The organism is Rhizobium sp. GN54, from assembly GCF_021026345.1.
Lineage (GTDB): Bacteria > Pseudomonadota > Alphaproteobacteria > Rhizobiales > Rhizobiaceae > Mycoplana.
On record NZ_JAJNCZ010000001.1, the window covers coordinates 60,982 to 82,701 of the forward strand.

19 protein-coding genes are annotated in these 21,720 nt (G+C 64.0%); 17 read left to right on the forward strand and 2 right to left on the reverse strand.

The window, feature by feature from the left end:
• Positions 1-90 precede the first annotated feature (90 nt).
• A complete protein-coding gene (nhaA, locus tag LQK81_RS00285) occupies positions 91-1,275 on the reverse strand; it encodes a Na+/H+ antiporter NhaA (protein WP_230802678.1) in 1,185 nt (394 codons plus the stop codon).
• Positions 1,276-1,830: 555 nt separating this feature from the next.
• Here nhaA and kdpF point away from each other — a divergent pair.
• The 8 genes from kdpF (at position 1,831) to LQK81_RS00325 (ending at position 10,476) form a co-directional block, all read left to right on the forward strand.
• Positions 1,831-1,920, forward strand: coding sequence for a K(+)-transporting ATPase subunit F (gene kdpF, locus LQK81_RS00290; protein ID WP_230804350.1), 90 nt, complete (start codon positions 1,831-1,833; stop codon positions 1,918-1,920).
• Between the two features lie 11 nt (positions 1,921-1,931).
• The gene (locus LQK81_RS00295; protein ID WP_230802679.1) at positions 1,932-2,084 is read left to right on the forward strand and encodes a hypothetical protein; all 153 of its coding nucleotides are present in this window, start codon (positions 1,932-1,934) and stop codon (positions 2,082-2,084) included.
• A 34-nt stretch (positions 2,085-2,118) separates the two neighbouring features.
• On the forward strand, positions 2,119-4,188 hold the full coding sequence (kdpB, locus tag LQK81_RS00300; RefSeq protein WP_230802680.1) for a potassium-transporting ATPase subunit KdpB: 2,070 nt from the start codon (positions 2,119-2,121) through the stop codon (positions 4,186-4,188).
• Between the two features lie 120 nt (positions 4,189-4,308).
• Positions 4,309-5,985 (forward strand): potassium-transporting ATPase subunit KdpA, encoded by a 1,677-nt coding sequence (gene kdpA, locus LQK81_RS00305; RefSeq protein WP_230802681.1) that lies wholly within the window; start codon positions 4,309-4,311, stop codon positions 5,983-5,985.
• A gap of 12 nt (positions 5,986-5,997) precedes the next feature.
• Complete coding sequence (kdpC, locus tag LQK81_RS00310) at positions 5,998-6,558, forward strand: K(+)-transporting ATPase subunit C (protein ID WP_230802682.1); 561 nt, start codon at positions 5,998-6,000, stop codon at positions 6,556-6,558.
• A 61-nt stretch (positions 6,559-6,619) separates the two neighbouring features.
• Positions 6,620-9,319, forward strand: a complete 2,700-nt coding sequence (locus tag LQK81_RS00315) for a sensor histidine kinase (protein ID WP_230802683.1) — start codon at positions 6,620-6,622, stop codon at positions 9,317-9,319.
• Positions 9,316-10,008 carry a response regulator transcription factor gene (locus LQK81_RS00320; protein WP_230802684.1) on the forward strand — a complete coding sequence of 231 codons (693 nt, stop codon included), beginning with the start codon at positions 9,316-9,318 and terminating at the stop codon, positions 10,006-10,008. The genes LQK81_RS00315 and LQK81_RS00320 overlap by 4 nt, the downstream gene beginning before the upstream one ends.
• 24 nt (positions 10,009-10,032) lie before the next feature.
• Positions 10,033-10,476 (forward strand): PTS sugar transporter subunit IIA, encoded by a 444-nt coding sequence (locus LQK81_RS00325; protein ID WP_230802685.1) that lies wholly within the window; start codon positions 10,033-10,035, stop codon positions 10,474-10,476.
• Between the two features lie 132 nt (positions 10,477-10,608).
• Here the strand turns inward: LQK81_RS00325 and LQK81_RS00330 are convergent, their stop codons facing one another.
• Positions 10,609-11,625 (reverse strand): LacI family DNA-binding transcriptional regulator, encoded by a 1,017-nt coding sequence (locus LQK81_RS00330; protein ID WP_230802686.1) that lies wholly within the window; start codon positions 11,623-11,625, stop codon positions 10,609-10,611.
• A 297-nt stretch (positions 11,626-11,922) separates the two neighbouring features.
• Here LQK81_RS00330 and LQK81_RS00335 point away from each other — a divergent pair, with 297 nt between their 5' ends.
• The 9 genes from LQK81_RS00335 (at position 11,923) to LQK81_RS00375 (ending at position 21,703) form a co-directional block, all read left to right on the forward strand.
• Positions 11,923-13,539: an extracellular solute-binding protein gene (locus tag LQK81_RS00335; protein ID WP_230802687.1), complete on the forward strand. Its 1,617-nt coding sequence runs from the start codon at positions 11,923-11,925 to the stop codon at positions 13,537-13,539.
• A 76-nt stretch (positions 13,540-13,615) separates the two neighbouring features.
• The gene (locus LQK81_RS00340; RefSeq protein WP_230802688.1) at positions 13,616-14,476 is read left to right on the forward strand and encodes a carbohydrate ABC transporter permease; all 861 of its coding nucleotides are present in this window, start codon (positions 13,616-13,618) and stop codon (positions 14,474-14,476) included.
• 29 nt (positions 14,477-14,505) lie between these two features.
• Positions 14,506-15,429, forward strand: a complete 924-nt coding sequence (locus LQK81_RS00345) for a carbohydrate ABC transporter permease (RefSeq protein WP_230804352.1) — start codon at positions 14,506-14,508, stop codon at positions 15,427-15,429.
• Positions 15,430-15,432: 3 nt separating this feature from the next.
• Positions 15,433-16,527: an ABC transporter ATP-binding protein gene (locus tag LQK81_RS00350; RefSeq protein ID WP_230802689.1), complete on the forward strand. Its 1,095-nt coding sequence runs from the start codon at positions 15,433-15,435 to the stop codon at positions 16,525-16,527.
• Between the two features lie 2 nt (positions 16,528-16,529).
• Positions 16,530-17,588, forward strand: a complete 1,059-nt coding sequence (locus LQK81_RS00355) for an ABC transporter ATP-binding protein (protein WP_230802690.1) — start codon at positions 16,530-16,532, stop codon at positions 17,586-17,588.
• Positions 17,585-18,706: a Gfo/Idh/MocA family protein gene (locus LQK81_RS00360; protein WP_442967043.1), complete on the forward strand. Its 1,122-nt coding sequence runs from the start codon at positions 17,585-17,587 to the stop codon at positions 18,704-18,706. The genes LQK81_RS00355 and LQK81_RS00360 overlap by 4 nt, the downstream gene beginning before the upstream one ends.
• A gap of 22 nt (positions 18,707-18,728) precedes the next feature.
• Positions 18,729-19,643: a sugar phosphate isomerase/epimerase family protein gene (locus tag LQK81_RS00365; protein ID WP_230802691.1), complete on the forward strand. Its 915-nt coding sequence runs from the start codon at positions 18,729-18,731 to the stop codon at positions 19,641-19,643.
• Between the two features lie 87 nt (positions 19,644-19,730).
• Positions 19,731-20,909 (forward strand): aldose 1-epimerase family protein, encoded by a 1,179-nt coding sequence (locus LQK81_RS00370; RefSeq protein WP_230802692.1) that lies wholly within the window; start codon positions 19,731-19,733, stop codon positions 20,907-20,909.
• Positions 20,909-21,703 (forward strand): SDR family NAD(P)-dependent oxidoreductase, encoded by a 795-nt coding sequence (locus LQK81_RS00375; protein ID WP_230802693.1) that lies wholly within the window; start codon positions 20,909-20,911, stop codon positions 21,701-21,703. Before LQK81_RS00370 ends, LQK81_RS00375 begins: the two co-directional genes overlap by 1 nt.
• Positions 21,704-21,720: the final 17 nt, after the last annotated feature.

A 21,720-nucleotide genomic window follows, 5' to 3' on the forward strand; every position in this document is an offset into this window, starting at 1 on the left:
GCGGCGGCGCCGGCGCGAAGCCTTGCTGATCGCGATGATCGCCGCCGGTATCGCCTGGCGGGTTCTGATGGGTTAGCTCACGTGGAGGGGCTATCCTTCCCTTCGACCGAAAGCGGACAGGCAAATTGCTCCGAGCATGCCTGACACCGCAGACCCCAGAAGGATGCCGAGCTTGACCTTGTCCTGGACGGCGGGTTCGTCGAAGGCCAGAAGGCCGATGAACAGGCTCATGGTGAAGCCGATTCCGCAGAGCAGTGCCACGCCCGTCATCTGTCCCCAACTGGCCATGGCGGGCAGGTTGGCGACGCCAAGCCTGACAAGCAGAGCCACGACACCCAGAACACCGATGAGCTTGCCGAGCAGGAGGCCGGCGGCAACGCCCATCGTCAGCGGCTCCGAGAACAGCGAAGCCGAAACGCCGGCAAAGGAAACGCCCGCATTGGCAAAGCCGAAGACGGGGACGATCAAAAAGGCCACCGGCTTCTGGAGTGCGTGCTCGAGGCGATGGAGCGGCGATTCCGCCGGGGTTGCCTCCGGCGTGCCGGGGGTGAGCTTCAGAGGGATCGCCAGGGCCAGCATGACGCCGGCCAGCGTGGCGTGGACGCCGGATGCGAAGACGAGAAGCCAGAGAACGGCGCCGAATGCCAGATAGGGCGACAGCGTCTGAACTCTCATGCGATTGAGACCGAAAAGGGCCGCCAGCACGATGGCAGCTCCGCCGAGCGCCACGACATCGAGCTCTGCCGTATAGAACAGCGCGATCACGATCACCGCCCCCAGGTCGTCGATGATGGCGAGCGCCGCCAGGAATATCTTCAGTGACGCCGGCACGCGCGACCCGAAGAGGGAGATGACGCCCAGCGCGAACGCGATGTCCGTCGCCGTTGGGATCGCCCAACCGCGCGCGCTGGCCGGATCGTTCCAATTGAACGAAAGATAGACCAGTGCCGGAAAGAGCATGCCGCCGGCCGCGGCCGCTCCTGGAAGGATGCGTCTGCTCCAGCTCGACAGCTGGCCGTCCAGCATCTCGCGCTTGATCTCAAGTCCGACCAGCAGGAAAAAGAGCGCCATCAAGGCGTCGTTGATCCAGTGCTGTAGGCTCATCGGACCGATATAGACGTGGAGCAGGCGGAAGTAGTCGTCCTGCAGGGCGGAATTGGCAGTGAGGATCGCCAAGGCGGCGACCGTCATGAGTACGATGCCGCCAGAGGCCTCGGCATCGAGGAACTGGCGGAGTGTGGATTGAATGCGGCCCTTTGATATGGTCGAAGACACGGGTTCGCGCTCCCTCGTTTGGAAGGTTGATCGAAGTCTCCGTCGGTTTCGGGGAAGCCCGCGGCGCACGCAGCACACGCCATAGGTGGCTTGTTTAGGCGATCGTTGCGACCGTTTCCAGCTTGCTGAACCGTGTGCACGAAGTGTTGATGCCGAAGTCATCAGGCACAGTTGGCACTGACCTCGGTCGTTTTCACTCTGATGTCGGCAAGCCGACGACATGCCCGTCTGCCGGTAGGGCGACGACCATGGATTCGTCAGCCCGTCAGAATGCGATCGAAGTGCGGATCGTCCAACGATGAAAGGCGTCCTCGCTCACGCCGCGGCATAGCCGGTATAGGGGAGTGTGAGGCCTCGTTGGACACCCAACGTTGGATCGTTGCGATCAACGCGTTGAATTATAACGATTATTTAAAGAGAAGAAGATTCTATCTTTATAAAATCCTTATTTCTTCTTCCGTCATTCCGTCTCGAATTCCTATGGTCTTCGCGCGCATAAGCGGTCAGCTCCGGCCTGAAGAAGGCCGCAGTTTCGACACGAACGACAGGTGCCACATGATATTCGACTATATTCTCAGCGGCGCGGTAACGGTCTTCATAACCGCATACCTCGCCTACGCGCTCTGGCGGCCGGAACGGTTCTAGGAGTGCGAAAGATGATCCGGCGTTTCTGCCGCCAGTCGGTCTATCCCCGCATCGCCTCGAAGGAGGCCTGCTGCGGATCCAACGTCATATTCGGCTTGGTCCTGATTGTCGGCGTGGCCGCCACAGCGGCGATGCTGATCTCCCGGCTCGTCGCCGCAATCTGATTCAGTCAAAATTCAACGAACTTCGGGGTCTCATATGAGCCAGCCCAAGACGTCGAGCATGTTCGATGCTCGCATACTCGTGCCCGCGACAGGCGGTGCCTTCACCAAACTCAACCCGCGAACCCTGGCCAAGAACCCGGTTATGTTCGTCGTAGCCGTCGTCTCGCTTCTGACGACGGTGCTGTTCGTCAAAGACCTGGCAACGGGGGCGGATGGCCTCGGCTTTTCCTTCCAGATCATTCTCTGGCTATGGTTCACGGTCCTGTTTGCCAACTTTGCAGAGGCCGTGGCCGAAGGCCGCGGCAAGGCGCAGGCCGATAGCCTGCGCAAGACCCGTACCGAAACGCAGGCCAAGCTTCTCACTTCCGCCGATGGGCGCGAATGGAAGGAAGTCGCCGGCACGTCGCTGAAGGTCAACGACATCGTCCTCGTCGAGGCCGGCGACATCATCCCCTCCGACGGCGAGATCATCGAGGGCATTGCCTCCGTCAACGAGGCGGCGATCACGGGCGAATCCGCACCCGTCATCCGCGAATCCGGCGGCGACCGCTCGGCGGTGACCGGCGGAACGCAGGTCCTGTCCGACTGGATCAAGGTCCGCATCACCGCCGCTGCCGGCTCGACCTTCATCGACCGCATGATCAAGCTCGTCGAGGGTGCGGAGCGCCAGAAGACGCCGAACGAGATCGCGTTGAACATCCTGCTCGCCGCGATGACCCTGATCTTCGTCATGGCGACCGCGACCATCCCGGCCTTCGCGAGCTACGCGGGCGGTGCGATCCCGGTCGTCGTTCTCGTTGCGCTGTTCGTCACGCTGATCCCGACCACGATCGGCGCGCTGCTGTCGGCGATCGGCATCGCCGGCATGGACCGTCTCGTCCGCTTCAACGTGCTCGCCATGTCCGGTCGTGCCGTGGAGGCGGCGGGCGACGTCGATAGGCTGCTGCTCGACAAGACCGGAACGATCACGCTCGGCAACCGCCAGGCGACAGAGTTCCGCCCCGTTCGCGGCGTGACCGAAGAACAGCTGGCGGATGCAGCACAGCTATCCTCGCTCGCCGACGAAACGCCGGAAGGCCGTTCGATCGTCGTTCTGGCCAAGGAAAAATACGGTATCCGCGCCCGCGACATGAAGGAGCTCAGGGCCACCTTCGTTCCGTTCACGGCGCAGAGCCGGATGAGCGGCGTTGACTTCGACGGCCACTCGATCCGCAAGGGCGCGGTCGACGCCGTCCTGAAGCACCTGCAGCTCCAGTCCGTATCCGGCGGCACGGCCGTCTCCGAGGCGTCGATCAAGGAAGGGCAGGCGATCGCCGACGACATCGCCAAGGCCGGCGGCACGCCGCTGGCGGTCGCCCGCGACGGCAAACTGCTCGGCATCGTCCACCTCAAGGACATCGTCAAGGGTGGCATCCGCGAGCGTTTCGCCGAACTGCGCAAGATGGGCATCCGCACCGTCATGATCACCGGCGACAACCCGATGACGGCTGCCGCGATCGCCGCCGAAGCCGGCGTCGACGACTTCCTCGCCCAGGCGACGCCCGAGAACAAGCTGTCGCTGATCCGCGAGGAGCAGGCCAAGGGCAAGCTGGTCGCCATGTGCGGCGACGGCACCAACGACGCGCCGGCGCTGGCGCAGGCCGACGTAGGCGTTGCCATGAACACCGGCACCGTTGCCGCCCGCGAGGCCGGCAACATGGTCGACCTTGATTCGGACCCGACGAAGCTCATCGAGATCGTCGAGATCGGCAAGCAGCTCTTGATGACCCGCGGGTCGCTGACCACGTTCTCGATCGCCAACGACGTGGCCAAGTACTTCGCGATCATCCCGGCGATGTTCGTCACGCTTTATCCGGGGCTCGACGCGCTCAACATCATGCGCCTGTCCTCGCCGGAAAGCGCCATCCTGTCGGCCATCATCTTCAACGCGTTGATCATCATCGCGCTGATCCCGCTGGCTCTCCGGGGCGTCGCCTACAAGGCGATCGGCGCCGGTCCGCTGCTTCGCCGCAACCTGCTGATTTACGGCCTCGGTGGTCTGGTGGTGCCGTTTGTCGGCATCAAGCTGATCGACATGATCGTCGCAGCCCTCAATCTCGCCTGATCGGAGAAGATCATGACCATTCTTTATCTCATCCTCGGGCTCGTCGTCTTCGGACTGCTCTTCGCCCTGGCCTCTGCGCTTGATCGCGCCTGATGCTGGCCTGATGTTGGAGACATCACAATGACACAAGCAATACTTTTCGTGCTCTTCATATTGGCCGGCACCGCGCTTCTGTCGTGGCCGCTCGGCCGCTACATGACATGGGCCATGGATCCGGCCAAAGGGCAGGGCAGACCGAACGGCTTTACCACGCTCTTCCAGGGCGTCGGTGGCTCGCTGGCCCGTCAGGAGCAGGACTGGAAGCGTTATGCCGTTTCCCTTCTCGGCTTCAACGTCGTCATGTTCATCGTCGTCTTCTCGGTTCTCGCTCTGCAGCAGTATCTGCCGCTGAACCCGGACGCGAAGGAAGCGCTCGACCCGAGCCTGATCTTCAACACGGCTGCGTCGTTCACGACCAACACCAACTTGCAGCACTATTCCGGTGAAGTTTCGTTCAGCTACCTGACCCAGCTCGGCGGTCTGATGTGGTTGCAGTTCGTCTCGGCGGCTGTCGGTCTCTCCGCCCTGGCCGCTCTTGCTCGTGGCCTTTCTGGCCGCAAGCTCGGCAACTTCTTTGTCGACGTGCAGCGCGCGACCTTCCTGGTCCTGCTGCCGGCTGCCTTCATCGTTGCCGTTCTGCTCGTGCTGACCGGTGTACCGATGACTTTCAACGGCTCCGTCGTAGCCACCACGCTGGAAGGCGTGCAGCAGACGATCGCCCGCGGTCCGGTTGCAGCCTTCGTTTCGATCAAGCAGCTCGGCACCAATGGTGGCGGCTTCTTCGGCCCGAACTCGACGCATCCTCTGGAAAATCCGACCTTCTGGTCAAACGTTGTCGAGACTGTATCGCTTATCCTTATCCCGATGGGATGCGTTTGGATGTTTGGTCGAATCATCGGCCGTCTGAAGCACGCCGGCGTTCTGTTCGCCGTCATGCTCATCTTGATGGGCGCTCGCATTACTGCCTCGGTGGGCTTTGAATCCGTACCGACGCAAGCCTTCGTCTCGCTGCCGATCACGCAGGATGTCGGCAACCTCGAAGGCAAGGAGCTTCGCTTCGGCACCTCGGCCGGTCCGCTCTGGGCCGTGCTGACGACCTCGACCAGCAACGGTTCGGTCAACGCCATGCATGACAGCCTCAATCCGCTGACGGGCATGATGCCGATGATCGGCATGTGGCTGAACGAAGACTTCGGCGGCGTCGGCGTCGGCATGGTCAACATGTTCCTCTATATCGTCGTTGGCGTCTTCATTGCCGGCATGATGATCGGCCGCACGCCGGAATATCTCGGCTGGCGCGTCGAATCCAAGGAAGTGAAGTTCGCGATGATGGCCCTGCTGTCGCATGGTCTCTTCATCCTGGTCGGCACGGCAATCTTCGCGGCAACCCCCTGGGGCGCCGATACGCTCAACAATGTCGGACCGCACGGCTTCAGCGAAATTCTCTATGAATTCTCGTCGGCTGCCGCCAACAATGGTTCGGGCTTCGAAGGTCTAGGTGACGCTACAACGCCTTGGAACATCGCGACCGGTATCGTGATGCTGCTTGCCCGCTTCATCCCGATCATCCTGCCGCTGGCAATCGTTGGCTCGCTGTCGTCAAAACGTCGCGCGACGGAATCGAGCGGCACGCTCTCGGTCGAGGACGGGACGTTCGCAGGCATGCTGACCGCCACGGTCCTCATTGTCGGCGCGCTGACCTTCTTCCCCGCCGCCACGCTCGGCCCGATCGCCGAACACGTCATGTTCATGAAGTGAGAGACACAGATCATGGAAACCCTGCTTTCAAGCCTTCGCATCACCGTCGCTACCATGGCGATCTGCGTTGGCGGCTATTCCGCTGCCGTCTGGGCTATCGGCCAGGCGGTCACCCCGGACACCGCCGAAGGTTCACTGATCACCCGCGCCGATGGCACGGTCGTAGGCAGCCGCCAGGTGGCCCAGGCCTTCACCCAGCCGCAGTATTTCTGGCCGCGTCCCTCGGCCGTCGACTACAACGGCGCCGGTGCTGGCGGCTCCAACAAGTCGCCGACCAGCACGGACCTGACGGACCGGGCGACGGAAACCGTCGCCGCCTATGGCGCGACGGCCGCCAATCCGCTTCCGGCGGAACTGGCGGCAGCGTCCGGAGCGGGCCTCGACCCGCACATCACCGAACGTGCGGCGCGCTACCAGGTCCAGCGGATCGCACAGGCCCGTAACCTGCCGGTCGACCAGGTCGAACGGGTCATCGACCAGAACGCGTTCTCCCCGGGCGGCATGTTCACGCCGGATCGGCTTGTGAATGTGCTGGAGATGAATCTCGCTCTGGACGAGAATAAGGCCGGTTAACGGCTGGACGAGCCTGTCGTCGGCGCCGCAGCGGTGCCGACGACATCGGAGGAATGGATGAATGTCGATTGAAATGCAGGACGGCCAGGACAGGCGTCCCTCTCCGGAGGCCCTTCTCGAGCGGGCAGACCAGGAGACCCGCGGGAAACTCAAGATCTTCCTCGGCGCGGCTCCGGGGGTAGGCAAGACCTACGAGATGCTGATGTCGGCACGGGCGCGCAAGGCCGATGGTGTCGACGTCGTGATCGGCGTCGTGGAGACGCACGGTCGGCAGGAGACGGAAGCCCTCGTCCACGGCATGGAGCTCGTCCCGCGCAAGGCCGTCGAATACAAGGGGCAGCAGCTGGACGAGATGGACATCGACGCCATCCTGGAGCGCCGGCCGACGCTCGTTCTGGTCGACGAACTCGCCCACACGAATGCGCCTGGAAGCCGTCACCCAAAACGCTACCTCGATGTCCTCGAACTTCTCGCCCACGGCATCGACGTCTATTCCACTTTGAACATTCAGCATGTCGAAAGCCTCAACGATGTGGTCGCCCAGATCACCCGCATCAGGGTCCGGGAGACCGTGCCCGATTCGGTCATCGACAGGGCCGACGATATCGAGATCATCGACATCACGCCGCAGGACCTGATCAAGCGGCTGCAGGACGGCAAGGTCTACGTGCCGAAAACGGCGCGCCGGGCGATCGAGAACTACTTTTCTCCGGGCAATCTGACGGCCTTGCGCGAACTCGCCCTGCGCCGCACCGCTCAGCGGGTGGACGAGCAGCTCCTGAACCACATGCAGGCCCATGCGATTTCGGGTCCCTGGGCGGCAGGCGAGCGGATCCTCGTTTGTCTCGACCACGGCCGCAACGGCGCGGCACTGGTGCGGTACGGCAGGCGCCAGGCGGATCGACTGAAGGCGCCATGGACGGCACTGCACCTGGAGACGCCGAAATCGGCCGCCATGCCCGAGGCCGACAAGGACCGTCTTGCGGGTTGCATGCGGCTCGCAGAACAGCTCGGCGCCGACACGGTCACGCTTCCCGCAGCCGATGTCTCGCGGGAAATCATCGCCTATGCGAACGCAAACAACTTCAACCACCTGATCGTCGGCAAGTCGAACAGACCGCGCTGGCGCGAGATCTGGGACGGCTCTATCACCCACGACCTCATCCGCCATTCCGGTGCGATCAGCGTTCATGTCATGTCCGGCGGAGACGAGACCATTGCGTCCCCGGGTGTGCGGACCGCCGCGCCTGCCAGGCGGTTCAAGCTCAAGAACTACCTGAGCAGTGTCGCGTTCATGTCTGTCGCTGTCGTGATCGGCACGCTGCTCGACCAGACGCTCAACGTCCAGAACCTCGCCCTGGTGTTCCTGATGGGCGTGCTTGCCGCCACCGTCCGGGGCGGCATCGGTGCCGGGCTGTTCGCATCCGTGCTCGGCGCGCTGGCCTTCAACTTCTTCTTCCTCGAACCGCGCTATACGCTGACGATCCGCGACCCTGAAAGCGTGGTCGCGCTCCTGTTCTTTCTCGGGACGGCCTTCGTCGCCAGCAACCTGACGGCCACCGTCCAGCGACAGGCAGCCGCCGCACGTCAGCGGGCGCGGACGACGGAAGACCTTTATCTCTTCTCCAAGAAGCTTGCCGGAACCGGCACGCTCGATGACGTGCTCTGGGCAACGGCGTATCAGATCGCCTCCATGCTGAAGGTCCGGGTGGTCATCCTTTTGCCCGAGGACGGCACGATCGCCGTCAAGGCCGGCTATCCCCCTGACGACAGCCTCGTGGATGCCGACATCGCCGCCGCCAAATGGGCGTGGGAACACAATAGACCGGCCGGGCGCGCCGCCGATACGTTGCCCGGAGCCCGACGGCTCTACCTCCCGCTCAGGACCGGACGCGGGGCGATCGGCGTCGTCGGGCTCGACAACGATCGGCAGGGGCCGCTCCTGACACCGGAACAGCAGCGTCTGTTCGACGCGCTGGCCGACCAGGCGGCACTCGCAATCGAACGCATCCAGCTCGTGGCCGATGTGGACCAGGCGCGCCTCGCGGCGGAGACCGACCGGCTGCGGACTGCACTCCTGACCTCGATATCCCACGATCTCAAGACGCCCTTGGCGGCCATTCTCGGCGCGGCCGGGACGGTCAAGGATTTCGGTGGAGGCCTGTCGGAGAATGCGCGGGACGAGTTGCTGGCGACAATCATAGAGGAATCCGAGCGCCTCAACCGCTTCATCGTCAATCTGCTTGACATGACCCGGATCGAGTCTGGCGCGATGCAGCCGAATTTCGCGCTGCACTTCGTCGGCGACGTCGTCGGCTCCGCGCTCAACCGTGCCCGCAAGATCACCGGGAGGCGCAAGGTCGAGGTTCACATTCCCGATAGCCTGCCGATGATCCGGATCGATGCCGTCCTCTTCGAGCAGGTTCTTTTCAATCTGATCGACAATGCCGCGAAATATTCTCCTGACGGCTCTACCATCATCGTCAGGGCATGGGCCGAGGAGAGGCAGGTCCGCATTCAGGTCGTCGACGAGGGGCCGGGCATTCCCGAGGGCGACTTCGAGCGGATCTTCGACAGCTTCTACCGGGTGCGCAAGATCGACCAGGTCAAGGCCGGGACCGGGCTCGGGCTTTCCATCTGCCGGGGCTTCGTGGAAGCGATGGGCGGCAGCATAGGCGCGGAGAACCGCCCGGATCGCCAGGGGGCGGTTTTCACTGTATCGATGCCAGCCCCGGCCACGCTCCAAGGAGAGCAAAAATGAACCATCCCGCGGTGAAGATCCTCGTCGTGGACGACGAGCCCGCTATCCGCAAGCTGCTGGACGTCGGCCTGTCTTCCCAGGATTTTCTCGTCCAGGGCGCGCAGAACGCGAAGGCGGCGATCACCATGGCGGCATCGGAGACACCGGACCTGGTGCTGCTGGATCTCGGGCTGCCGGACATGGGAGGTCATGAACTTCTCGCCAAATGGCGCGCCGAGGGCGTCTCTTTCCCAATCATCATCCTCTCCAGCCGCACCGATGAGGAGGGGATCGTGAAAGCGCTCGAACTCGGCGCAGATGATTACGTCACCAAGCCGTTCAGGATGAACGAACTCGTTGCCCGTATCCGGGTGGCGCTGCGGCATCGCCTGCAGGCAAACGGGGAGCCGCCGGTGCTTCAACTGGGCGAATTGTCCGTCGATCTCGTGAAGCGGATCGTCAAGGTCAGGGACGAAGAGATAAAGCTCACGCCGAAGGAATACGACATCCTCCAGCTTCTTGTCCAGCATCACGGGCGGGTCCTGACCCACCGCTTCATCCTGGACAAGGTCTGGGGTGAATTCACCGACGTGCAGTACCTTCGGGTCTACGTCAGGCAGCTGCGCCAGAAGATCGAGGAGAGCCCCGATCAGCCGCGCTACATCCTCACCGAGACCGGTGTGGGCTATCGGCTCTCGGAAACGGTCTGATCGCCGCATCATATGGAGAATTGCATGTATCTGAAGGATTTTCTCCGCGAGGAGAACGTCTTCGTGGGTTTGACCGCGTCATCGAAAAGCCAGTTGATCCGGCTGCTGGCGGAAAAGGTGGGCGAGAAGACATCGGTTCCGGCCTCTCTCCTGTCGAAGGCGCTGTTCGAGCGCGAGGCACTGGGATCCACCGGGATCGGCAGCGGCATCGCGATACCGCATGCCGTCGTGAAGGACCTCGAGACGTCGATCTGCATCATCGCACGGCTGTCAAAACCGATCGACTTCCAGGCCGTGGACGACATTCCGGTCGATATCGTCGTCCTCCTTTTGACCCCGGCAGGGGCACAGAGCGACGCCCTCAACGTGCTTTCCTGCGTTGCACGCCGCTTTCGCGACGACGATCTGGTGGGCGTGCTCCGGGCCGCTCGCACCCAGGGCGAGTTCTTCGCCCTTCTCCTCGGCTGAGGTGGCAGCGGATTATGGAAGTGGACCCATAGCAGGACAACACCGGCACAGCGCCGTGAATGGGTGTCTCGGGGACAATGCTCGCTGCCCCGGTCTCAAGTCTCGCGAGTACGATGTGTCAAGAGTATAAGCCTAGGTCTCAGGTATGTTCTCGCGAAAGATCACCTGCAGCCGGGGCGGGTGGTAGTCGATCGGAAGGCCCTGGGCGGTCCTCGTCAGCATGGACAGGGCCTCCCGGGCCTCGACCCTCGGATTCTGGTCGATGACGGCGTCCATCACGCCGCTGAGCAGGAGCTTTCTGGTGTATTCGGTCAGTTCATGGCCGACGAAGATGAGATTTCCGGCCATCTCGGCCTCGACCAGCGCCCGGCCGATGCCCGAGTTTCCTGCGCCGATGTTGTAGATGCCGGCGAGGTCGGGGTGCCGCCGGAAGAGGGCCGTGGCTTCCTCGTAGGCGCGGTCGCGGTCGTCGCGAACCTCGCGCAGTTCGACCACCTCGAGATCCGGGAATTCGTCGGCGATGATGTGGCGAAAGCCCATCTCGCGCTCCTCATGGCCGCGATAGGACAGCGATCCGGCAAAAAGGGCGATCTTGCGCCTGACCCCGCGCCCGAGGAAGCGCCCGAGCAGATAGCCGCCGAGCCTCCCGGCCGCGCGATTGTCGATGCCGATATAGCCGATCCGCGGCACGTGCAGGATGTCGGAGACCAGCGTGACGACCGGGACGCCGGACGCACAAAGGGAGCGCATGGCCTCGCGCACGGTCGGGTGGTCCAGCGCGATCACGCCGACGCCCATCGTCTGCCCGTGCAGGTCCTGCAGCGTCCGCGCCAGCGTGTCCGGATTGAAGCCCTCGATCGAATGGATGCGGACATCGAGGTCGGAACGCGCCGAGGCCTGGCTCTCCAGTTGCGAAAGCAGGTCGGCGATGAACGTGTTCGTACCGGCGGGCAGGACGAAGTCGAGCCGAATTTTTCGGACGGTTTCCGGCATCACGCCGCCGGCGCTCAGATAGCCGAGCCGTTGCGCAGCCTCCATCACGATCTCGCGCGTGCGCTCCTTCACGCCGCTGCGGTTGTTGATGACACGATCGACCGTGGCGCTGGAAACTCCGGCGGCCCGGGCGATGTCAATCAAGGTCGATCGCAAGACGAATCCTTTCTTGAAATGATGTAATTTGATGTAAATCGTCGGCGGCGAGATGCAAGCCCCTGTCGGCGGTTTTCCGCAGCAGAATGTGCAATTCCGGCCTGAAAACATGGAGATATAAGCGTTATCATCATGGTCGATCATGTTTCTGTGAGGTCGAGATGTTCTCTGTGATTGTTGATGAAGAATTTTATGATGTAAAATGATCTTTTCTGATGTTGACATTGATGGTGTGTCGCCGCAGTATCCCGTCAATTCGGCAGCAGAGGAGGAGTCTGCCGAGGGGGAGGGAACATCATGGCAGAGATATATCGTACGTCGCGGCGTCGTTTTCTCGCGGGCAGCGGGCAGGCCATCGCGCTGACCGCGGCCGCAGGCATTGCGCCGCAATTCATTCGCCCGGGGCGTGCCTTCGCCTCGGATGCGCTGGCGCCCGGAATGATCGGCGGGCCGACGGGTTTCGACGGAGCCGAACGCTACCAGTATGGCCCGGATACGCCGGAGGGACGCGCCATCGAGGCCGTCAAGGCGCTCAAGGGTGCCGGCAAGGCGCCGGCCCGCATCGTGCTCGGCCTGTCGGACGGCTCGATCGGCCAGCTGACGCAGCCCTTCCCGCAAGGCGCGCCGTCGATCAAGGCGCTCTGGGAGAAGGAAACCGGCATCACGCTCGACATCGTCGGCGTGCCGAACGGCCAGGAATTCACCAAGACGATGCAGGACATCTCCACCAAGGGAGGTGCCTTCGACATCTATGCCGTCGAATGGAACCGGCTCGGCGACCTTGCGGAGGCCGGCGGCATCGTCGCGCTCGACGACTACGTCGCCCAGCACAGGCCCGAGTGGGACGATGCCGAACGGGGCTATGTCAACGGCCAGAAGGGCGTCTCGCTCTTGAACCAGTATCGCGGCTCGACCTACGGGGTCTCGCTCGACGGCGACTTCCAGACATGGAACTTCCGCACCGACCTCTTCAGCGACGAGGCGGAAAAGAAGGCCTTCGCCGACAAGAACGGCTACGAACTGGCGCCGCCGAGGACCTGGAAGGAGCTCGACGCGATCGCCGCCTTCTTCCACCGGCCGGACAAGGGCCTGTTCGGCTGCACCGACCTGCGCAACCAGGGCTGGGGCTACACCAACTGGTACCAGCGCTTCGTCTCGATGGCGTCGCCGAACCAGTTCCTGTTCGACGACGACGGCAAGCCGCTGATCAACGGCGAGGCGGGTTTCCAGGCGACCCGGGAATATATCGACAGCCTGTCCTATCACTCGCCCGATGCGATTTCCTGGGGCTGGCCGGAGCAATACGGCAATTTCGCCGGCGGCGGTGCGGCGATGACCTGCGCCTTCTCGAACCTGCCGAAGTTCCTCGACAATGCCGCAAACCAGGGTTCGACGGTGACCGGCAAGGTCGGTTCGATGCTGCCGCCCGGTCGCGAGATCGACGGGCAGCTCGTCCGGCGCTCCGTCCTCTGGCTCAACCTCTCGGCGTCGGTCTCCTCGCAGAGCCAGCATCCGGAGGCCTGCTACCTGCTGCTGCAGTGGCTGGGTTCCAGCCGCATCTATTCGTGGATGACGGCCAATCCGGGCGGCTACTTCGATCCGTTCCAGCTGTCGAACTTCGCCGATCCGCTCGTGCGCCAGACCTACCACGACTACCACATGGATGTTGTCCGCGAGACGGTGGCCCGCACCGTGCCGACGATCAACTATCCGGGTGCCACCGCCTTCCACAATGCGCTCGACGAGAACCTTGTCGCCGCGCTGACGAAGACCAAGAGCCCGGAAGACGCGATGGCCGACACGGAACGGCAGTGGAACCGGATCGCGCGGCGCATCGGCGAGGACAAGCTCGTGGCCGCCATCAAGTCCAACAAGGAGGCGTGGCCCACCGTGCTCGATCCGGTGACCGGCTGACCGGCCGTCTCATCGGCGGAAGGGGCGGGCAAGACCCCGCCCTTTCCGAAGACACGCAAACGCTGCAGTTGATGCCATGAACCGCTCCTTGCCTTTCGAAGTCTTTCGCTATGCCGCCATCTCGCTGGCGCTTGCGGTCACGCTGGTTCCGACGCTGTGGATGGCCTCCATGGCCTTCAAGCCCATCGCCGAATGGTCTGCCGCGGGGGCGGATCTCACCTGGTGGCCGAAGAACCCGACGCTCGACAATTTCCGCTTCATCTTCGGCACCTCGACCAGCGACCTGATCGTGGCGCTCGACCGTACGGCCGGAAAGCCGATCCTGTCGTCGCTGCTGTCGGCCGTCTTCGGCACGCTGATCGCCATGGGCTGCGGAACCGCCGCCGCCTACGGCTTGTCGCGCTTCGGTTCGGGGAAGAACCTGCCGCTGGCGCTGATCCAGCTTCGGCTCTTCCCGCCGATGGCGGTGATGATTCCGGTCATGATCATGTGGGCCTTTCTCGGCCTGGTCGACAGCTGGTGGGGGCTGGCGCTGATCTACGGCATCGTCACGCTGCCCTTTGCCTTCTGGCTGATGAAGACGTTCTTCGACGACATGCCGCGCGAGATCGAGGATGCGGCACTGGTGGAGGGCTGCTCGCGCAGCCGCGTCTTCATGAAGATCACGCTGCCGATGATGCGGCCGGCGCTCGCAAGCTCGGCCCTGTTCGTCTTCATCCTCAACTGGTCCGACTATCTGATCGCGCTGCTGCTCACGACGCGCGAATGGGTGACGATCCCCGTCTACATGGCGTCGCTGTCGTCCTCCATGACCGGCCAGCTCTATGGCGCCAAGGCGGCGCTCGGCCTCATCGCGGCCGTCCCGCCCGTCATCATGGGCATCGCCATCCAGCGCCATCTCGTGCGCGGCCTGACCTTCGGAGCGCTGAAGCAATGACCAGCCTCGCAACCCCGGAGAAGGTGTCCATGGCAGACCTGGCGCAGGGCGATAGCCCGCAGGCGGAGGATGGCGGCCGTCGCCTCGGCTTCCTGCTGACGCTGCCGGCGCAGGTGCTGGTCCTGTTCATCGCCGTCTTTCCGCTGCTCGTGCAGCTCTATATCAGCCTGACCGACTGGTCGCCGCTCGACGGCATCGGCTGGTGGCAGGCCTATGAGCTGTGGAACGGCTTCGCCAACTATACCGACCTGATGGCGGACAGCCGCTTCTGGAGCGCGCTCGGGCGCACCGCACTCGTCATGGCGATCTGCGTTCCGGCCGAGTTCCTGCTCGGGCTCGGGCTTGCGATCCTGTTCATGGACGATTTCGTCGGCAAGCGCGTGTTCTATTCGATCATGCTGATCCCGATGATGGTGGTGCCCGCCGTCGCCGGTTACATGTTCTTCATGCTGTTCCAGTCCGGCGGGCCGGTGAACGATATCCTGTCGAGCCTGACGGGGATGGACGTTTCGATCGCCTGGCTTTCAAACCCGACCACCGCGCTGATCGCCGTGATGATCGCCGATATCTGGCAGTGGACGCCGCTGATGTTTCTGATCCTGCTGGCCGGCCTCGTCGGCGTGCCCGAGGACCAGGTCCGCGCGGCGACGCTGCTCGGCGCGTCCTGGTGGCAGCGCTTCCGCACGATCGTGCTGCCGAAGATGAAGACCATCATCGTCATCGCGCTCGCGATCCGCGTCATCGAGAACTTCAAGATCTTCGATACGCTCTACATCATGACCGGCGGCGGCCCCGGCGTCGCGACCGAGACGATCTCCGTCTACATCTACAAGGTGACGCAACAGGACCTGATCTGGGGCTATGTTGCGGCCATCGCGCTCGTCATCCTCGTCGCTCTCTCCATTCTCGTCTCGCTGGCGATCAGCCGCATGAATGCCGGAAAGGAAGCCTGAGCGATGACTGCGATCCACCTCGAAAACCTGGTCAAGCGCTTCGGGGCCTTCACGGCGCTGAAGACGATGGACCTGGAAATCCGCGACGGCGAGTTCATGGCGCTGCTCGGGCCGTCCGGCTGCGGCAAGTCGACGACGATGAACATGATCGCCGGCATGGAGAACCCCTCCGAGGGGCGGATCCTGTTCGACGGCAAGGACATGAACGGCGTAGCGATGGGCCGGCGCGGCGTCGGCTTCGTCTTCCAGAACTACGCGATCTTCACCCACATGAACGTCTACGACAATCTCGCCTATGGCCTGCGCATGCGCCGGCTGCCGGAGAGCGAGGTCGATGGCCGGGTCCGGAAGACCGCCGATTTCCTGCAACTGGGCCCGCTCCTGAAACAGCCGTCGGCGAAGCTCTCGGTCAACATCCTGCAACGGCTGGCGATCGGCCGCTCGGCGATCGTCGAGCCGGCGATCTTTCTCCTCGACGAGCCGCTTTCGAACGTCGACGCGGCCTTCCGCGCGGTCATGCGCACGGAACTGAAGCACCTGCAGCGCCAGTTCAGGCAGACGATGGTCTATGTGACGCATGACCAGCTCGAGGCCATGACCATGGCCGACCGGATCGCCGTCATGGACCACGGCGTGCTGCAGCAGGTGGGCACGCCGCTGGAGGTCTACAACAACCCCGACAATCTGTTCGTCGCCGGCTTCATCGGGGCGCCGGGGATGAACCTGCTGAAGGGCGAACTCGCCGACTGCGACCGCGGCCTCGTCGTCGACCTCGGCGCGCTCGGACGGTCCGCCCCGCTCGATCCAGCCCTGGCCGCGGCCGCCCGTGCGAACGGCACCCGCGACGTCGTCTACGGTTTCCGGCCGGAACGCGTGTCGCTGGCGGCTTCGGGCGAGGGCATGATGATGCCGGTCGTGTTCGTCGAGCGGATCGGCGCCCGCACCATCGTCCATCTCGGCCCGGACGGGCAGCGGATCAAGGCGGTGTTCGACAACGACGTGGCGGTCGAGGCGGGCGTCTCCGTTGCCGTTGCGGTCGAGCCCGGTTCGGTGCGGCTCTTCGATGCGGCCACCGGCCAATGCATCAGGGAGGCGTGAAGATGGGCTCGATTTCCTTCCGCAACGTCACCAAGCGCTACGGCAAGACCGTCGCTGTGGCCGACGCGACTTTCGACATCCAGTCCGGCGAGTTCTTCTGCTTCTTCGGTCCACCGCTTTCGGGAAAGTCGACGATCCTGAAGCTCATCCTCGGGCTGGAGACGCCGGACGAGGGCGAGGTGCTGATCGATGGCCGGCCGGTGACCAGTGTTTCGCCGGCGGGCCGCAACATCGCGATGGTGTTCCAGAACCTGGCGCTGTTCCCGCACATGACGGCGATGCAGAACGTGCGCTTCCCGCTGGTCGAGCGCCGGGTGCCGGAGCAGGATATCCGCACGCGCGTGGATGCGGTCGCGGCCAAGCTGCATATCGGGCACCTGCTGCACAAGCCGCCGGCGCAGCTTTCCGGCGGCGAGCGCCAGCGCGTGGCGATCGCGCGCGCGCTGGTGCGCGATCCGGTTGCCTATCTCATGGACGATCCGATCTCGGCGCTAGACGCGCGCCTGCGCGAGGAGACGCGCGTAGAGCTGAAGCGCATCCAGCGCGATCTCGGCCAGACGCTGGTCTACGTCACCCACGATCAGGAGGAAGCCATGTCGGTCGCCGACCGGATGGCGATCCTGGAGCATGGCGCGATCCGCCAGGTCGGCACCCCGGTCGACATCTACGACCGGCCGGCGAACCGCTATGTCGCCCAGCTTCTCGGGGCGCCGATGATGAACATCATGGCGACGGGAGACCGGGACCCGCTGGCTGCGGCGGACGGGACGATCGTCCTGCCGTCCGGCGCAGTCCCGGCGGATGTCGCGGGGATGGGCATTCGCCCCGAGGATCTCAAGGTGGAGCCCTGGCAGGCGGGACGGCCCGGACGGCCGGCCCGGGTCTACGAGGTGGAACCGCTCGGCGGCTACACCGTGGTCACGCTGGATACGGGGCACCAGAAGCTGCGCGCCCTTCTGCGCGGGCAGCCGGACATTCTCATCGACAGCGATGTGGCGCTGAGCTGCAATCCGGAGAGGATACATTTCTTCGGGTCCGCGGGAGAGGCGCTGCGTCCATGAACGAACATACGAAATGGGAGGAGACCATGGGAGAAAACGGGAGCTTCGTGCCGGATCCGCCGGTGCGGGCGAAGGACTACCGGATCGGCTGCATCGGCGCCGGCATGATCATGGCCGAGTGCCATCTCGCCGCCTACAGGGAGGCGGGCTTCCCGGTCGCAGCCATCGCGTCGCGGACGAAGGACAAGGCGAAGGCCGTCGCCGAGCGCTGGGGCATTCCGACGGTGCATGACACGCCCTCGGCGCTGATCGCCGATCCCCAGGTCGAAATCCTCGACATCGCCTTCCCGCCGGACCAGCAGCCGGCGCTGATCCGCGAGGCGCTCAAGGCGCCGCATATCAAGGGAATCCTGGCGCAGAAACCGCTGGCGCTGACGCTCGATGAGGCCCGGTCGCTCCGCGACGAGGCGGCGAAGGCCGGCAAGATCCTCTCCGTCAACCAGAACATGCGCTACGACCAGTCGATGCGCGTGCTGAAGCAGATCCTCGACAGGGACGAACTCGGCACCGTCGTCATGGCGACGATCGAGATGCGCGCCATCCCGCACTGGCAGACGTTCCTGGAAGACTACGACCGGCTGACGCTGTCCAACATGAGCGTGCACCATCTCGACGTGCTGCGCTTCCTGTTCGGCGATCCCGACGCGATCACCACGGTGACGCGCACGGACCCGCGCACGACATTCGCCCACAAGGACGGGATCACCGTGTCGACGCTGACATTCCCGAGCGGCGTTCTTGCCGTATCCATGGAGGACGTCTGGTCGGGCCCGCGCGAGGAAGGCTTCGACAGCGACATCTACATCAAATGGCGCGTCGAGGGCACGGACGGCGTCGCGCAGGGCACGATCGGCTGGCCGGACGGTTCGCCGTCCACCCTGTCCTATGCCTCGAAGAAGACCACCGGTGGCAAGTGGGTTTCGCCCAAATGGGACACCATGTGGTTCCCGCACGCCTTCGTCGGCGTGATGGAACAGCTGCAATATGCGGTGAAGTCCGGCGAGCCGCCGGCCCTCTCCGTCGCCGACAATGTCAGGACCGTGGCGCTCGTGGAGGCGGGATACCGCTCCATCGAAGAGCGGCGCACGGTCAGGCTTTCCGAAATCGCAATCGACTGAATTCCAAGGGAGGATTTTCATCATGATGCAAACCGGCATTTTCTCCGGATATTTCCCCTACGGCCTCGAGGAGACGGCCCAGAAGATCAGGGGGCTCGGCTTCAACACCGTCCAGCTCGACATGCACTTCAAGGACGTCGACCTGTCGGCGGGTCAGATCACCAAGGACAAGTGCGTCCGTGTCCGCGAGACGTTCCGTGACCACAACCTGCCGATCTGCTGCATCTCCGGCTACACCAACATCATCCACCCGGACAAGGCGGAGCGCGAGCGGCGCGTCGGCTACCTGAAGGAGATCATCCGCTACGCGCAGCATCTCGGCACGCCCTACGTCATTTCCGAGACGGGTACGTTCAACACCGAATCCGACTGGGTCCATCATCCGAAGAACAAGACCGAGGAAGGCTTCGAGGAATGCCGCAAGGTCATCGCCGACCTGTCGCAGCACGCCTATGACCACGGCGCCGTGTTCCTTCTCGAGACCTACGTCAACAACGTCGTCGGTTCGGTCGAGGAGACGGTGAAGATGTTCGCGCAGGTCGATCATCCGGGCCTCGGGCTCCTGATGGACCCGACCAACTACTTCGAAAGCCACAACATCGACCGCATGGACGCGATCCTCGACCAGGTCTTCGACACGCTCTCCGACAAGATCAGGATCGCTCACGCCAAGGACGTGAAGCGTTCGGGCGACGACAAGACGGAGAAGCATGCCGACATCGGTGATGCGGACGCTCTGGAAAGCCACACCTTCCGCGGCGTCGGCGAGATCGAGCTGCCGGCACCTGGGCTCGGTTCGCTGAACTACGATCTCTACCTGCAGCGGCTTTCGAAGAAGCACCCGAACATCCCGATCATCATCGAGCACCTCGATGAAAGCGACGTGCCGCGGGCCAAGAAGTTCCTCGACGGGAAGCTTCGCGCCAACGGCCTCTGAAGCCAACCCGGCGGCCGGCATCGTCCGGCCGCCGCAATTGAAGACAGGACAGTCCGCAGCGGTCGGGCTCACAACAGGAATACTCTCATGGTCGAACTCTACGGGAGGGCCATGTCGCGCCGCGACATCGCCGCCAGTGCCGGATCCTTCTCGCAATTTGCCGGCGTGCGCCTGATGACGCTCGAAGACGGCGTCGAGCGCGGCATCCGCATGCTGGAGTTTCGCAGCGGCACCGGGCTGCGCTTCACCGTCCTCGTCGACCGTGCCTTCGACATCGCCGACTGCGACTATCGTGGGCTGGCGATCGGCTGGAACTCGCCGGCCGGCTTCAAGCATCCGGGCCTTGCCGAATATGAGGGCGAGGGCGGGCTCGCGTGGCTGCGGTCCTTCTCCGGCCTGATGGTCACCTGCGGCCTCGACCACATCCTGTTCATGAACGACGAGCCGGGCGACAGCTATGTCTACGGTCCGCGCAAGACCATCAGCCATTCCCTGCACGGCCGCATCGGCACCATCCCGGGCAAGCTCACGGGATACGGCGAGGAATGGATCGGCGACGATTGCACGCTCTGGTGCGAAGGCGTGGTGACGCAGGGAACGGTGTTCGGCGAGCACCTGGAACTCGTCCGCCGCATCGAGATCAAGGCCGGCACCAACGACATCAGGCTGACCGACCGGGTCGTCAATCGCGGCTTCTACCGGACCCCGCATATGTACTGCTACCACATCAACGTCGGCCATCCGGTGCTGGCGGAGGGATCGCGCTATCTCGCGCCGATCAGGGAGGTGGTCTGGGCGGCCCATGCGGGCGCCGACTACCGCAAGCAGGAGGTCGGCTACCGCACCATGCCGGCACCGCAGATGAACTTCCACGAGCAGGTCTGGCAGCACGAGATGGTCGCCGACGGCAATGGCGAAGTGCCCGTCGCGCTCGTCAACGATGCGCTCGGCGTCGGCTTCGAGGTCGTCACCCGCAAGGACCAGTTTCCCTGCATGTTCGAGTGGCAGAACCTGCAGTCAGGCCAGTATGCGCTCGGCATCGAGCCGTCCACCAACCATGTGCTCGGCCATACTGCCGCCCGCGAGCGGGGCGAACTGATCTGGCTGGAGCATGCCGAAGAGCGCCGCTACGACACGACCTTCCGCATCCTGCCCGACGCGGACGCCATCGCGGCGAGCGAGCGGCGAATCCGGAGCCTCTCTGGGCAGCCGGCCGAAGCGTTTCCGGAACCGACCGGCAATCACGTGGCGATCGGGGGGCGTTGATGAACATGCAGCTCTCTCCAAAAGCCGACACGGTCGCCGCGGCGTCGATCGCGGGCAAGGTTATTCTCTACACCGGTGCCGCCGGCGGGCTCGGCACCGAGACGACGCTGAGCTTCCTGCGATCGGGGGCGAAGGTGGTCGCCATCGACAATGACGAGCGCAAGACGCAGGCGCTGCGCGATGCCGTGGCGGGGGAGGGACTGGCGGGCCTGACGGTGCGCGCCATCGACCTGTCGGACCTCTCTGCGCTGCGGACCGAACTCGACCGCGTTGCCGCCGAGGTCGGCGGCTTCGACGTCGTCATCAACAACGCCGCCATCTACCCGTCGAAGCCCTTCGAGGAGTACAGCATCGAAGATTTCCAGATGGTGCAGCGGGTGAACGTCGATGCCGGCATCGTCTGCGTCCAGGCGGCCCTGCCGCACATGCGCAAAAAGGGCTGGGGCCGCATCGTCAACATCGCCAGCGTCACCTTCTATGGCGGCTGGGCGAACCTCTCGCCCTACGTCCAGTCCAAGGGCGCACTCGTCGGGCTGACGCGGGCCTGGGCGCGCGAATTCGGCGCCTATGGCGTCACCGTCAACGCGGTCGCCCCCGGCGCCTTTCCGACGGATGCCGAGAAGATCCACCCCGACCCGGAAGGCTATACGCGCTTCGTGCTGGACCATCAGGCCGTCAAGCGGCGCGGCAGCCCGGCCGACATCGCCGCCGCCCTGTCGTTCCTGATCTCCGATGCCGCGGGCTTCATCACCGGTCAGACGCTGAACGTCGATGGCGGCTGGGTCATGCACTGATCGCCTTTTATTGATAA

Bases quoted from the DNA above. Each gene is read 5' to 3' on its own strand.
- kdpF (WP_230804350.1), top strand. From the start codon at position 1,831: ATGATATTCGACTATATTCTCAGCGGCGCGGTAACGGTCTTCATAACC.
- LQK81_RS00295 (WP_230802679.1), top strand. From the start codon at position 1,932: ATGATCCGGCGTTTCTGCCGCCAGTCGGTCTATCCCCGCATCGCCTCG.
- kdpB (WP_230802680.1), top strand. From the start codon at position 2,119: ATGAGCCAGCCCAAGACGTCGAGCATGTTCGATGCTCGCATACTCGTG.
- kdpA (WP_230802681.1), top strand. From the start codon at position 4,309: ATGACACAAGCAATACTTTTCGTGCTCTTCATATTGGCCGGCACCGCG.
- kdpC (WP_230802682.1), top strand. From the start codon at position 5,998: ATGGAAACCCTGCTTTCAAGCCTTCGCATCACCGTCGCTACCATGGCG.
- LQK81_RS00315 (WP_230802683.1), top strand. From the start codon at position 6,620: ATGTCGATTGAAATGCAGGACGGCCAGGACAGGCGTCCCTCTCCGGAG.
- LQK81_RS00320 (WP_230802684.1), top strand. From the start codon at position 9,316: ATGAACCATCCCGCGGTGAAGATCCTCGTCGTGGACGACGAGCCCGCT.
- LQK81_RS00325 (WP_230802685.1), top strand. From the start codon at position 10,033: ATGTATCTGAAGGATTTTCTCCGCGAGGAGAACGTCTTCGTGGGTTTG.
- LQK81_RS00335 (WP_230802687.1), top strand. From the start codon at position 11,923: ATGGCAGAGATATATCGTACGTCGCGGCGTCGTTTTCTCGCGGGCAGC.
- LQK81_RS00340 (WP_230802688.1), top strand. From the start codon at position 13,616: ATGAACCGCTCCTTGCCTTTCGAAGTCTTTCGCTATGCCGCCATCTCG.
- LQK81_RS00345 (WP_230804352.1), top strand. From the start codon at position 14,506: ATGGCAGACCTGGCGCAGGGCGATAGCCCGCAGGCGGAGGATGGCGGC.
- LQK81_RS00350 (WP_230802689.1), top strand. From the start codon at position 15,433: ATGACTGCGATCCACCTCGAAAACCTGGTCAAGCGCTTCGGGGCCTTC.
- LQK81_RS00355 (WP_230802690.1), top strand. From the start codon at position 16,530: ATGGGCTCGATTTCCTTCCGCAACGTCACCAAGCGCTACGGCAAGACC.
- LQK81_RS00360 (WP_442967043.1), top strand. From the start codon at position 17,585: ATGAACGAACATACGAAATGGGAGGAGACCATGGGAGAAAACGGGAGC.
- LQK81_RS00365 (WP_230802691.1), top strand. From the start codon at position 18,729: ATGATGCAAACCGGCATTTTCTCCGGATATTTCCCCTACGGCCTCGAG.
- LQK81_RS00370 (WP_230802692.1), top strand. From the start codon at position 19,731: ATGGTCGAACTCTACGGGAGGGCCATGTCGCGCCGCGACATCGCCGCC.
- LQK81_RS00375 (WP_230802693.1), top strand. From the start codon at position 20,909: ATGAACATGCAGCTCTCTCCAAAAGCCGACACGGTCGCCGCGGCGTCG.